Genomic DNA, 13,207 nt, shown 5'->3' on the forward strand with positions numbered 1-13,207 from the left:
TCGGATGCGCGACACCAACTGTTGTTTGTTATGCACCTTTTAATTCGCAAAATTGCTCTTTAAGTAGCAATTCTTTATTAATTACAGCTTTACTGTCAATGAGCTTCACAGATCTTCCGCCTGCGCCCAAACCAGCCTCAGTAAATGCTTTAACTTCAACATTTGTATATCCGCCTTCATTTTTAGCCAATAAATGAATATAGATAATGGGCGGAGTGCAGAAAAACTTTTTGGGGCATAACTTACTAACGACTTCTTTGAAACATTTCTCGACACTAAAAAAATCCCCCATTAATGTTCTCTGATGACTTAAACCACTGCAAGCAGATTCAACTGAGAGACCCGTGTATAATTCAGTCGCTTTTACCTTACCTTACCTTCATAAACTTCCAAATATATCGTCAATTTAGTAAAAAACATGAAATCACCTTAGCTGCATAGCGACACTGTATAATTTTTCATTTTCAACCTAATTATTTAAAATAAAACACAGCATTTCACAATTTGTTGATATTCTATATGATAATGTATTTTCACTAAGCTGCTGATTAAATTGAGCGAAAATGAGATCGAGGACATTTATACTTTTGTCACGCGGTCTTCTGCCCGCGTGGTGATATGCGTAATATTTTATTTACCTAATTTCAATCTACACACCTTATGTATTAAGGGGAATAAATCATACAATTAGAGGGATTGTTATCACTGTTTGTGATTTATGTTTTATCTTTACGTTAAACGATTGAAAAGTAAACTTGTTAACTATATTTTGACGCTTTATTTACATTAGATACAAGGAAGTATTATGTTGATTTTGAAATCAATATTCTGCATGTTAATGCTTACTCTGGTAGGTTGTGCAGGCAAGCCCCCTATGCCAACTACATTGGCAAATGCAGATATCAGCGGCTCAACTGGCTTAATAACTGGTACCATAACAAGAAATCCATTGCAGCCTGCTTATACCGCTTACGGACTTTATATAAGAAATATTGAGACGGAGGAAAACCACAAAATTTATACCGACCTGACTGGTGACTTTGTGGATTTTCACAATCTTCCGACCAACAACGATAGCAGAGTTACAGGCTCCAGTTTTGCCCTATTGCTTCCCGAAGGAAAGTATGAAATATATAATTTTAACCTATATGAACTTGAGCCTTCTGGTGCCTCAACGACATATTTTGCAGAGAGTGACTTCTCAGTCCCCTTTCAAGTTAGCGGTGGAGAGAAATTTTATTTAGGTGAATTTAGGCTAATCGCCAATACCTTTATGTTCGAATGGTTTGGAGTAGAAAAAGAAGTACTCAGCGGTGGCACTTGGTATATTTATGATTTCTTTGAAAGAGATATCGACATGATGAAAAAAAAGTTTCCTGATGTCGATTGGCAAAAAACAAAGAAAGAAATACCAATGCCAACGGCAAATCTAGAATTACTGATTCGATCCGGTGGGTAATTTACAATGTTAATATTGATAGTTTTTTTGTAATCACTTTAAAGCCTAATACTTACACTGTAAATTAGCAAAGCGAACTAACGTCAGCGCCCCTTCTGTATTAAACGGAGTAAGGAAAAATCAAACAATCCGTTAATTGGCTGTTCAAGGGGCACAGATTAAGCCTGAGCAACTATATCAAGTTAATGCTTAAAAACTTCAATAACGATGGCCTGCTCTTTGGCAATCGATATAAGACGATTACTTATTTCTTTGACGTCAGATGTAGCTGTTAATGTCGCCTCCGCTGCGGACAAAATAGCTTCCATATCTTGCGTTAAATTATTACACACATTGGATTGCTGTGTTGTTGAAACACTCATCCCATTATTTAATTGTGCGAGTACCGAAACGCTTTCATTGACCCGAGTGATCTGATTTTGAATTGTATTAAAACTTTGCACATTTTCGCTCATATTGTCATTACAAAGCTGCACTTGTTTTCCAGCTAATGCGATATCTCTCTGTAATTCTTCGATCACACTCTTAACTGCAACCGTAGAGTCTTTAGTACTATGAGCAAGCTTTCTCACTTCATCAGCTACAACTGCAAACCCTCGTCCACTCTCTCCTGCTCTCGCTGCTTCGATTGCTGCATTGAGGGCAAGTAAATTAGTTTGCTCCGTGATCTTCGTGATTACATCGAGAATAGAATAAATAGAGTGGCTACCTTGCAATACTTTTTGCATAACCAGTTTGGCTTGCTGTAGTTCATCAGATAGGTTTATATTAAGCTTATAAGCTGATTCAGACACATCAACACATTCTTTAATGTTAATATCAATGTTTGTCACTGATTCTGAAGCATCCTCTGCTCTATTAGCAATATCTTTAACACTTGCATCCATTTCAATTAAGGCTTCAGCTATCGAAGAAGCACTTCTTTTTGCGTTTTGGAACGCGCATACAATTTGTTTCCCAAATTTAAGTTGTCTTCAGAGATGTTATCTATTTTTTCACTTTTCGCCGAGATATCCTTAATCACTTTCTGCTGATTATTTATCGCTAAATTAAGGTTTTCAGCAATCAGCCCAAACTCATTATCCTTATCATAAGTGCAGCGTACCGTTAAATCACCTTGAGATAAGCGATGCAATGTTGAGACGATTTGTTGTAAAGGTTTTTTTATTACCCTTTGTAACCAGAAGCTAATACCCAAACAAAGCAAAAATACGACTAACAAAATAAATTTACTACTCGTGAGGACAAGATTAATACCTTTAACGGTATCAGCCAATTGAGAAGCGGTGACAGTTTGGCTCTCTTCTGAGGCCAACATAATGCCTTTTTTTATGGTATCTAGCGACAATTCGAATTGTGACAACTGAGTAATATTTGTTTTTTTAATTTTTTGTAACTGTAAGTAAAACGCCAATACCCCCGATGTCTCACTTGCTTCATTGAGAATCCATGAAAGATTTGATGCCAGTTCAGAGCTTCCTTGAATGCCATCCGATACTTTTAATTCCAAATATTCCGCAAAATCACTGGCGATAAACTCAGCACTTTCTTTATTATTTTTAAGTGTTTTTTCAATTTCATTAAGGTCAACTTGATTAAGTGTATGTGTTGATTCGACTTGCATTGCCATTACCTCTTCAAGGATAGCGTCTAGCAAAAGTTGTTCATTGGTTGATGGTTCGGATTGAGCCTTTGGATAAACTTAAACTCTTGAGCAATTAAAACACCAAAACGTTGGCACATTAGTTGGAATGCAGAATTTTTACTCGCAAAGGTGACAGAATCTAGGGACTCTTTTTTATGATTTTTGAGTAGGACTAACGCTTGTTGAGTCAACAGTTCAAGATCGCTATCAGAAATCTTACTGGTTTTTTCATCTACTTTATCTAACTTCAAGTTTTCGATTAATTTAATACTATTTTCAATATGATTATCATCATTAGATAAAAGCGCTCGATTAACAATCCCTTCCAACAGGCCGATAGAATGGTCGATACGACTGACATTCTGTAACAATGGGAAGGTTGTATCTGTAACTTCCATAATGGCGACTTTAGTCTTATTAAATTGAGCCGTAAACATATAGCCCAATGCCAAAATAGTAATAATAAAAACAACAAAGATAATCGACAACAAACGACTAATAGTTATACCTGAATGTTTCATTAGTTTTCCTTAACTTAAAAGAAGTAGAGTAAGAGCTGGTGATCCAATTAACGGTAACTCTCGGTGAGTAGGTAAGACTTGCTTTTAATTGAATACAATAAAGCCAGTAATAAAAAGGGAGGGGACGTCCCCCCCTTTTTAACTTCTAATCGAAATTACTCAACAATAAGCTTTGTTAATTCTTCTCCTAGATAAGCAATATTACTACCCGCTACAGGATAGAGTTGATATTTACGCTTTTCACCATCATCGTTATCTGAAAGTGCAATGTTCCACATAAAACTGTCTCCAGATTTTATAGCGGATTCTAACTCGATAGCAAAGAACAGCTGCGTGCCAGATTCATTCCATTGTGCATGATAATGTTTAGCGTAATGATTCGATTCAAAGTCTTGACCAATAACGGTACGGAATTGCGTCATCGGAGCATCACCGCTTTGTAGAAAAATTTCGACATTATCATTTTCGTATGTCTGCTTCATTGATGTAACCGTTATATCATCGACACGATTAACCACGCCATACAACCAGTTTTCATGGTAACCAACAGTCCAATTACCACTCAAATCATCGCCAGGGGCAATTGTCATATCTTGCTGATTAAGTTGGTTAAAAGCTAAAGAATAAGTGTACCCATGAAAGACAGGATCATTACCATCTTGCGGTTTAGTCGCTAACTTTATAGCTTTAAATGCAGGAGGAGTAGAAACAGGGATCGCTTTTATAACTGCATTTTGCCCATTCATGAACAACTCACCAAACTCTTCACCCTGCCAACCGATATTATTACCCGTAAGCGGATAAAGCTGCGCATTACGACCACCACTTTCAGTATCGCCATCGTTGTCAGATAACGCGATATTAAAACCAATAGTCTCTCCAACTAAATCTTTAAAATCAGTGAATTCAATACTGTAATCAAATACCTTTCCGTCATCACTCCACTTGCCCATAATTTTTCCAGGGAAGTTTGATGGGGCAAATCCTTGTCCAACAATCGATCTTAGTTGCCAGAATTGCTCTCCAATGCGGATAAAGATTTCTACATTATCATTCTCGTGCGCCATTTTTTGATCAGTAACCGTTTTATTATCATGACGAATAACTTGCCCGATTAAGCTGTTCATATAAAAACCCACGCCCCATTTACCATCAATCGAACTACGTGGAGGCAATGTTTGGTTCTTCACATCAAGCTGGTTATATGCAAAAGGATAAAAAACGACTTGTTTAGGATCAAATGTATTTGAGGCAAGTTGCTTTGCGTTAAATGGTTGTATAAAACGTTGTATTTTACTTAAATCCGTCATTGGTTCGTAACTAAATTGGTTAGCAGCGACATCAACTAACACGTCTTTCAAAGCCCAATAAGCAGGTTTTTCCTGATAGTTTTCGTCAAATATCAAGGCACGCCCATACCCCTTAAACCAACTCGGCACCCAAGAATATTTATCCGTAAGCCCCCACATCGTAAACATATCGACGTCAGGGTAATATGCAGCAAGTTTAGCCAGTGTTTCATAACGCTTCGCTTGCTCATCTAATGCGTATTCATCACCATCTCGCACTCGCACATCGACTTCAGTAAAGTGAAAGCTTAATTGCATTTCTGTTAACCGTTCGATATTACGTGCAATTGATGCGTCGCTAATTGGACTATCAACTGTTAAATGTAACTGAGTGCCAACACCATGAATAGGAACACCTTTATCAACCAATTTTTTTACTAATCGGTAAACCGCATTCGACTTAGCGTTCATCCCTTCAGTGGAATAGTCGTTATAAAATAAAAGTGCGTCAGGATCTGCTTCATGAGCCCAGCGAAAAGCCATTTCAATATAATCTTCACCAAATGTACGATACCAAATGGTATCTCTAAAACCACCATTATCATCTAGCGCTTCATTTACTACATCCCAATAAGCAACTTTGCCTTTATAATGACCAACCACATTTCTGATATGATTTTCCAAAATATCGCTTAGCTCATCTTTCGACCAATTCCCTTTTTCTAGCCAGTCTGGGTTTTGTATATGCCAAACGAGCGTATGCCCTCTGACCACCATCCCATGCTCGATTGCAAAATCAACAAGTTGATCAGATTTTGAGAAATCAAACTCACCTTTTTTTGGCTCTATATATGACCATTTCATCTCATTTTCAGGTGTTATTTGCGAAAACTCACGGATTAATGTCTCTCTAAAGAGCGGATCGTTTAAGTGACGCGTTTCGAACGCTGCGCCAATGGCAAGATTAGCTCTATCTCCCAACTCTCTTAATGGTGTTTCGACTCGTAATGGTGTGTCTGCGTTTATTGGAGAAGTGGTAATTTGATTACCGGTTTGCTCTTGTTGACTACTCACACAGCCAACTAACAGCATGGTAACCAAAGCGGGTAACATTACTTTTTTCATTATTATTCCTTATGTAAAATATCAGATCATCAAATTAATTTCTAATTGCCTTGCAACTTCGCACCTTCTACTCAGGCTCGCAGTAAGCTGACAATTAAAATTTATTGATATTAAAAACCAACAAATAAAGCATCTAATAAAAAAAAATGCTTCGATATACCTATTGATTACCTCCATGTACGAAACCTAATCAAAAAATTTACCACATTGCAGATAGGCTTCGATTTTCGATAACAAAAATTACTCACATCTCTAATTGGCAAAATCACTCTATAAAACTAATGTTTAGATACTCAAGCGGAAACCACATGAGATGAAAATAACAACAATATTGCATAGCTTCATTAATTTCCCGGTATTCATTAAGTTGCCTATCAATTAATATCAACGGAAATAAAAATATCAGGCGCTATTGTTAAAATAATGCAGCTATTTAGTAATTACTATGTACAACTATGAACGAGCAGTTTTTTATCGTCTTTACCGTATTTAGCAAATCAATTTATGATTTTCCCCGCAACATGAGTAATTGCGATTAAGTTCAAATAATTTAAGTGTTGGTTACCATAAAAAATATCGATCACATCGCAGTAAATACGATTTAATGACACCCAGCAATATCAAACAAATATCACCCACAAATCACTGGTAAACGAGCTTGAATATTGTCATTATCCAAATCATCTACATAGCTCACAATTCTAACTACGCTGCAAAATATATAACCCTCTTTACCAAAAAGGTGAATGATTTAAGCTATTAAAAAGAAGAATATTTATAGCGGTTAGGCAAGGATGTTCCTGCAAATGTAATATTATTATTGAGGGTAAGTTATGAAAAAGAGTAGAGTAGTACCGCTATTAAGTGTTTGCCTGTTGTTAAATGGCTGTATTTTAAATGAGAACAAGGACACGACATCTCCAGTTGTAGATCTGCCTCCTGTTGTAGAGCTACCTCCTGTTGAAGGTCCCGCATTATTCGAAGACACGTTTACCGATGCCATGAATTGGACAACTGAATGGGGCACTGCTGCTGGGACTCAAGCTTTTGATGATGGAACCATGAAAGTGGATATCAACTGGCTAGATACAGGTTCATCAAACCATGTAATACTGGTTAATACAGATAGTTCTATTGATGCAACTGCTGGCGTAGATTTTACCTTTGATATAAAAGTAACTGCTGCACAAGTTGGCAAATTATCAGTAAAAACCGCTTTTGCTACTGGTGGAGCTGATTCTATGGGCTTATTTAATGAATCTCATCCCACCAAAACAGATGGTACATGGGAAACATTTACTATTACAAACATTACGCCAGAATCGATTCAAGCTTATTATGCTCAAGCTAATTTCGATGGTACAAATATAAATCAGGTGAAACTTGAGTTCACAGCAACTGATGGTGCTGGACTTGAGGATGCGATTATTTATATCGACAACGTAAAAATCACCGCACACAAAGAAGATACAGGTGCAACACCACCTCCACCACCAGCAGCTCCAAGTGCATTATTCGAAGATACATTTACCGATGCCGTGAATTGGACAACTGAATGGGGCACTGCTGCTGGGACTCAAGCTTTTGATGATGGAACCATGAAAGTGGATATCAACTGGCTAGATACAGGTTCATCAAACCATGTGATACTTGTCGACACTGATAGTTCTATCGATGCAACAGCTGGTGTTGATTTATCCTTTGATATAAAAGTATCTGCAGCACAAGTTGGGCAGTTATCAGTAAAAACTGCTTTTGCTACTGGTGGAGCTGATTCTATGGGTTTATTTAATGAATCTCAGCCCACTAAAACTGATGGTACATGGGAAACATTTACTATTCAGAACATTACACCAGAATCGATTCAAGCTTATTATGCTCAAGCTAATTTCGATGGTACAGATATAAATCAGGTGAAGCTTGAATTCACAGCAGCTGATGGCGCTGGACTTGAGGATGCAATTATTTATATCGACAACGTAAAAGTAACCGCATCTGTAACAGAATAAACCGTAAATTATTTTAAATATTAACCAGCCTTCGGCTCTGCCGAAGGCTTTTTTTTACCCTCAATTAAATAAAAATTTATTTTTATGAATACCATAATATGATGGTTATAGCTGGTTGAGGAAAAATGAGAAAAAACAAGGCGCATGATTAAGTAATAGCAGGCTATTACGATTGAATGCAACGCCGCTATCTATTATCTTAATCAAGAAAATAAATCAAACACTTATGCCGGTTGGCATCTAAAAAACGATACTACAAATCCGCTCCTATCAAACGTTATTGCAATTATTGACATCGCTGACTCTGCTTTTGCACATAAACACTATTTGCTGATACCCCAACGCAAAGTCTGTATTATCCAGATATAGTAACTTTCTTTTGTCACGGCCTCGATGATCAAACAGAAATAGCGCATCAGGGAACAGAAGTTATTCAAGCGCCGTTTTTACCAAGCCGCTTACCCACTAATCGCTTTACGATAAATAATGGTGTCAACACATAAATAGAGAGTAGCTACATCTACAAACATCATCAGAGCAATATAATTGCAACGATATCGGTCTAACGGATTGGTATAACAGACCTTTGCAAGCATCAAACAGCACCGTATTTTAATGAGTTTATGCGCTGACTTATGGGCGCTCTTTTATCTGAATAAAAGATACAGAGAGGGTACCGATTGTGTTGGTAATGATTGTTGTAACGCGTCAAGATCCATCGCTGCATAATCAAAGAGGAAAAGCATACAATAACGGTTATGTGGCAGGATATTACAGCCAAGCTTGGCAGCATCAGCATAACGGTAGAAGAATAATTATAGGTGACAGAGAAGCAAATAAATAGGGCTTATCTAACAAGAAAACAGTGACGCTGTTTGCGTTTGCTATCTTTGTTAATAAGCCCCTATTTCTTTTAAAACAGTCACATAAAATGGCTGTTATTTGAAATTGATATTAACCTTTAACCGCACCAGAGGTTAAGCCATCAATCAAACGTCTTGATGTCATAACAAACAGAACAAGAAGTGGTAGAACTGCAATTACCGCACCAATAGCTACCGCTCCCCATGGCACTTGTCCAGTACCTTGTAAAGAACGCAAAGCTAATGGAATCGTAAACATTTTCATATCATTCATAACAACCAAAGGCCCCATGAAATTGTTCCAGGTTCCGATGAAAGTTATCAGACCAAGTGTTCCGAATGCAGGAGTTATTAAAGGAACGATCACTCTCCAGTAAATTTTGAATTCGCGGCATCCATCCATGCGAGCAGCTTCAACCAACTCTTTAGGAATGGAGCTTGAGATATACTGGCGCATCATGAATATACCCATTGCTCCACATGCAGCAGGAATAATAAGAGCCTTAGGATCATTCATCCATCCAATTTGCGACATAATCATCGCTGTTGGGATCATCCCTAAGAATGGAGGCAATAACATAGTCGCCATAATACAAACAAACAAAAAGTTCTTAAATTTAAATTCAAACATGGCAAAAGCATAACCTGCCAGTGAACAGAATAATAAATTAAGTGCTGTTACAGCGATTGCAACAAATAAACTTAATGCTAAGTTATGCCAAAAATAAGGTAGAAAACTAATTAATTTATTAAAGTTTTCGACTATATAATCGCCAAATAATATAGGCGGTGGAACAGATAATATTCCTGAGTTTGAATGTGAAGCGAACACAAACATAAAATAAAATGGAGCGAGCATTATAACTGCACCCAACCCAACCACAATATAGGCTATAAATTGATCTTTTTTTACCTTAATCATTAATGATTACTCCCACCTAATAGTTTATGATTCAGCCATGTCAATCCTGCAATCATCATAAATAAAATCCATGAAATTGCTGATGCGGTACCAAAATCACTTTCCACGAATGCAGTTATATACATATGCATCGCTGCTGTTTTACCCGCCTGATCAATACCTCCCGTACCACCTGTAATAATAAATGGTTCTTCAAATAACTGCAGACTACCAATAATACTCAAAGTCACGGCGAAGAAAGCCATTGGTTTAAGCTGCGGCAAGGTAACATACCAAAATTGTTGATAACGATTTGCACCATCAATAATTGCAGCTTCATACAAATCTTTAGGGATTGTTTGTAAAGCTGATAAATAAAGTACAGTGTTCCATCCAACGTAACGCCAAAATACAACAAATGAAATCATATTCTTAGTATATTCAGGTCTAGCCCAATCAACATTATCAACCGGGAATAACCAGCTAAACACTTTAATGTCAGCAATGGTGAAATTACCAAAATATGTCAGTACTTGATTTACCATACCAAAGTCACGCGAAAACAGAGTACTAAATACCAATGATATTGCCACTGTAGAGGTAATATAAGGGACAAAATAGACGCCTATAACCGTATTACGCCACCTTGAAAAACTAGTGTGAATAAAAAAGGCTAACGGAATAGCTATTGCATGTTGAGGTATACCTGATTTTAACGCAATAATAAAGGTGTTATAAATCGACTTATGAAACCACTCATCTCCTAATGCAAATGTATAGTTTTCTATTCCAATCCACTCCATAGCAGAGAGTCCCGCCGCGGGCTCCCAATTATGAAACGAAAGATATAACGAGAATAGAAGTGGAAAAAAACCAAATATAAGAAATAAAACAAAAAATGGGCTAATAAAAATATAGGGCGCTATTTTATTACCATTACGTAACCAAAAGGTACTTTTTGGGGGAGTAGTTTTGGTTGAATTAATAGATGTCATAGATGTCATAACCTGTACCTAATAAGAGAGGGCAAACGATAGCTCACCCTCTATTTTTAAAAATTAACGACGACGAGCTCTTCGCTTAATTTGCTTCTCAGCATCAGCTAGAACCTTATCAATATCAGCATCGTGCTCTAATACTTGCTCTAATGCATCATCAACGATTTGACGAGCCACTTCGTCATAGCGATCCATTGCAACAAATGGAATTTTTAAAGCAGCTTTTTTCCATTGAAGACGCGCTTTTTGACCACCAAGGTAGGCAATTTCTTCGTCAAACATTGGGCAGGTTTGAGCTTCAATTAGTGAAGGGAAAGCATTGATCTCTTTAAATGCTAATAATTGAACTTCTTTATTAGTCGACATAAATTTAATGAATTCCCAAGCTTCTGCTTTATGCTCTGCTTTTGCAGGAATGGCGAAAAATGATCCACCCCAACTAGCAAATGATCCATTAGGTAGATCTGCTGAACGCCATTTACCAGCATCATCAGGTGCAATCCAATCTTGTAAATGACCACCTAACCATGCGCCCATCATTTGAACAGAAATCGTTCCACGCTTTAACCCTTCCGTCCATTCGTTTGTCCAAGGTGAAATTTTTCCATCAATACCTGCATCTCGCGCTACTTTTGATAACCTGAATGCTTCTTTAAATCTCGGAGTGTTTACTAAAATATTATGCTCTTTATCAAAGTAAATACCCTCTCCTTCTTTTAACTCTGAGCGAATATAAATATTCTTAATATCAGTAGCATTGGCAATTAAATAATTACCAGTTTTCGCTTTAACTTTAACCCCAGCTTGGATAAAAGAATCCCAATCCTTTATAAGCTCTTCTTCAGTAACGCCAGCAATTTCTAACACATCTTTTCGATAAAAGAGTGCACCGGGACCGATATCAGCAGGCATAGCACGTAATGCACCATCGGAGTCTGTCGCTTGACCTAATGTAAACGGTACAATCTTTTGCGTAAATTCACCTGCATTATAAGGAGCCGCATTAAGTTGTTCTAAACCTCCAGACTCAGCAAAACGACCAATAAAGTTGGCTTCAACGCCCATAACATCAGGCAAGTTAGCTCCTGTAGCCATAGCTGTTGTCATTGCATTATGGTGATCAGAGTAAGCCATATTAACAAACTTCAGCTTAATATTTGGATACTGTTTTTCGAATAAAGGCGCAGCAGCTTCTGCGGCTTTATTAAAATTAGGGAAGCTAGCAATAGTCAATTCGACCTGTTCCGCAGTCGCCATGCTAGTCACTAAACTAGCGCATAGAGCAGTAAAAATAGCTTTCTTTTTAAAGATAATCATATTTATTTTCCTTAATTTGAAGTGATGTTGTTGTTTTCATCAAAAAGATGAACCTTGCTTTGATTAAAGAACAGGCGAGCCTTTCCTTTAACAAAAGTATTTAAATTTGCTGTGTCAACGATAAGCTTGTTGCCTTGATATTCGCATTCTATATGTGAAGTCGAACCGAGTAATTCACTCGCTTTGACATGCACATCAATAAATAGCACGTCATGACCAGAAACCTCTTCTTTATTAAAGTGCAGGTGTTGTGGTCTTATACCTATTGAATTACAAGTATCTAAAGAAGAATTAAAGTTAAAATCACTCAGCATCTTCGCGTTTAATAGGGGAAAAATATTCATTTCTGGTGCACCAATGAATCTTGCAACAAATTCATTTTTCGGTGAGTCAAAAATCTCTTTAGGCGTACCTACCTGTTCAATTTTCCCCTGGTTAAGAATCACGATTCTATCGGCTAATGTCATAGCTTCAACTTGATCATGAGTCACATAAATCACAGTCGTTTTAACTTTGTGATGTAATGCCTTAATTTCTTTGCGCATTTGTCCGCGCAATTTAGCATCAAGGTTTGATAATGGTTCGTCAAATAGGAACACCTCTGGCGTTCTAACCATTGCTCTTCCCATTGCAACACGTTGCCGCTGCCCACCAGAAAGATCTTTAGGTTTTCTATCTAGCAACTCAGTAAGCTCTAGAATCTCAGCTACTTTTTTTACCATTGCTTCTCTTTCTGAAGCGTCAATTTTCATATTTTCAAGGCTGAAACTAATATTTTGTGCCACTGTCATATGGGGGTAAAGTGCATAACTTTGAAATACCATGGCAATATTTCGTTCTATCGGATGAAGATCATTAACCACCTGATCTCCTATAAGTATTTCACCTCCAGATATATCTTCTAAGCCTGCAAGCATTCTTAATGTGGTCGATTTCCCACAACCAGATGGCCCAAGTAAAACAATGAACTCGCCATGCTTAATATCTAAATCAATATTTTTCACTACCGGCGTAGTGCCATAGCTTTTTTCCAAATTTTTGAATTGTACCGATGCCATACCAATCACCTTTATAATCTTT

At 37.2% G+C, this 13,207-nt stretch carries 11 protein-coding genes; 2 read left to right on the top strand and 9 right to left on the bottom strand.

What is annotated here, in order from left to right; translation table 11 throughout:
• Nucleotides 1–28 precede the first annotated feature (28 nt).
• Nucleotides 29–292: a hypothetical protein gene (locus AB2N10_RS09715; RefSeq protein WP_369433762.1), complete on the bottom strand. Its 264-nt coding sequence runs from the start codon at nt 290–292 to the stop codon at nt 29–31.
• Between the two features lie 513 nt (nt 293–805).
• On the opposite strand from AB2N10_RS09715, the gene AB2N10_RS09720 reads away from it, so the two are divergent.
• Entirely contained in the window at nt 806–1,459 is a 654-nt protein-coding gene (locus AB2N10_RS09720) for a hypothetical protein (RefSeq protein ID WP_354623855.1), read from the top strand.
• Nucleotides 1,460–1,641: 182 nt separating this feature from the next.
• On the opposite strand, the gene AB2N10_RS09725 is transcribed toward AB2N10_RS09720, so the two are convergent.
• From AB2N10_RS09725 to AB2N10_RS09740, 4 genes are all read right to left on the bottom strand, one after another.
• Nucleotides 1,642–2,346, bottom strand: coding sequence for a methyl-accepting chemotaxis protein (locus AB2N10_RS09725; RefSeq protein ID WP_354623854.1), 705 nt, complete (start codon nt 2,344–2,346; stop codon nt 1,642–1,644).
• A 17-nt stretch (nt 2,347–2,363) separates the two neighbouring features.
• Complete coding sequence (locus tag AB2N10_RS09730) at nt 2,364–3,116, bottom strand: HAMP domain-containing protein (RefSeq protein ID WP_369433763.1); 753 nt, start codon at nt 3,114–3,116, stop codon at nt 2,364–2,366.
• The gene (locus tag AB2N10_RS09735) at nt 3,110–3,625 is read right to left on the bottom strand and encodes a hypothetical protein (protein ID WP_369433764.1); all 516 of its coding nucleotides are present in this window, start codon (nt 3,623–3,625) and stop codon (nt 3,110–3,112) included. The genes AB2N10_RS09730 and AB2N10_RS09735 overlap by 7 nt, the downstream gene beginning before the upstream one ends.
• A gap of 155 nt (nt 3,626–3,780) precedes the next feature.
• The gene (locus tag AB2N10_RS09740) at nt 3,781–6,039 is read right to left on the bottom strand and encodes an endo-1,4-beta-xylanase (RefSeq protein ID WP_354623851.1); all 2,259 of its coding nucleotides are present in this window, start codon (nt 6,037–6,039) and stop codon (nt 3,781–3,783) included.
• A gap of 833 nt (nt 6,040–6,872) precedes the next feature.
• On the opposite strand from AB2N10_RS09740, the gene AB2N10_RS09745 reads away from it, so the two are divergent.
• Nucleotides 6,873–8,048, top strand: coding sequence for a hypothetical protein (locus AB2N10_RS09745; RefSeq protein WP_354623850.1), 1,176 nt, complete (start codon nt 6,873–6,875; stop codon nt 8,046–8,048).
• 954 nt (nt 8,049–9,002) lie between these two features.
• Here AB2N10_RS09745 and AB2N10_RS09750 read toward each other — a convergent pair.
• From AB2N10_RS09750 to AB2N10_RS09765, 4 genes are all read right to left on the bottom strand, one after another.
• Nucleotides 9,003–9,833, bottom strand: coding sequence for a carbohydrate ABC transporter permease (locus AB2N10_RS09750; RefSeq protein WP_354623848.1), 831 nt, complete (start codon nt 9,831–9,833; stop codon nt 9,003–9,005).
• Entirely contained in the window at nt 9,833–10,615 is a 783-nt protein-coding gene (locus AB2N10_RS09755; RefSeq protein WP_369433765.1) for a carbohydrate ABC transporter permease, read from the bottom strand. The genes AB2N10_RS09750 and AB2N10_RS09755 overlap by 1 nt, the downstream gene beginning before the upstream one ends.
• A 255-nt stretch (nt 10,616–10,870) precedes the next feature.
• Nucleotides 10,871–12,127 (bottom strand): ABC transporter substrate-binding protein, encoded by a 1,257-nt coding sequence (locus AB2N10_RS09760; RefSeq protein ID WP_369433766.1) that lies wholly within the window; start codon nt 12,125–12,127, stop codon nt 10,871–10,873.
• Nucleotides 12,128–12,138: 11 nt separating this feature from the next.
• Nucleotides 12,139–13,185, bottom strand: a complete 1,047-nt coding sequence (locus tag AB2N10_RS09765; RefSeq protein WP_354623845.1) for a sn-glycerol-3-phosphate ABC transporter ATP-binding protein UgpC — start codon at nt 13,183–13,185, stop codon at nt 12,139–12,141.
• Between the last annotated feature and the right edge of the window lie 22 nt (nt 13,186–13,207).

The sequence above is a fragment of the Psychromonas sp. MME1 genome, from assembly GCF_041080865.1.
GTDB lineage: Bacteria > Pseudomonadota > Gammaproteobacteria > Enterobacterales > Psychromonadaceae > Psychromonas.

Excerpts from the sequence above, each read along its gene's own strand:
- AB2N10_RS09740 (WP_354623851.1), bottom strand. The coding sequence starts at position 6,039 with ATGAAAAAAGTAATGTTACCCGCTTTGGTTACCATGCTGTTAGTTGGC.
- AB2N10_RS09750 (WP_354623848.1), bottom strand. The coding sequence starts at position 9,833 with ATGATTAAGGTAAAAAAAGATCAATTTATAGCCTATATTGTGGTTGGG.
- AB2N10_RS09725 (WP_354623854.1), bottom strand. The coding sequence starts at position 2,346 with ATGGATGCAAGTGTTAAAGATATTGCTAATAGAGCAGAGGATGCTTCA.
- AB2N10_RS09765 (WP_354623845.1), bottom strand. The coding sequence starts at position 13,185 with ATGGCATCGGTACAATTCAAAAATTTGGAAAAAAGCTATGGCACTACG.
- AB2N10_RS09715 (WP_369433762.1), bottom strand. The coding sequence starts at position 292 with ATGGGGGATTTTTTTAGTGTCGAGAAATGTTTCAAAGAAGTCGTTAGT.
- AB2N10_RS09735 (WP_369433764.1), bottom strand. The coding sequence starts at position 3,625 with ATGAAACATTCAGGTATAACTATTAGTCGTTTGTTGTCGATTATCTTT.
- AB2N10_RS09720 (WP_354623855.1), top strand. The coding sequence starts at position 806 with ATGTTGATTTTGAAATCAATATTCTGCATGTTAATGCTTACTCTGGTA.
- AB2N10_RS09755 (WP_369433765.1), bottom strand. The coding sequence starts at position 10,615 with ATGGAGTGGATTGGAATAGAAAACTATACATTTGCATTAGGAGATGAG.
- AB2N10_RS09760 (WP_369433766.1), bottom strand. The coding sequence starts at position 12,127 with ATGATTATCTTTAAAAAGAAAGCTATTTTTACTGCTCTATGCGCTAGT.
- AB2N10_RS09745 (WP_354623850.1), top strand. The coding sequence starts at position 6,873 with ATGAAAAAGAGTAGAGTAGTACCGCTATTAAGTGTTTGCCTGTTGTTA.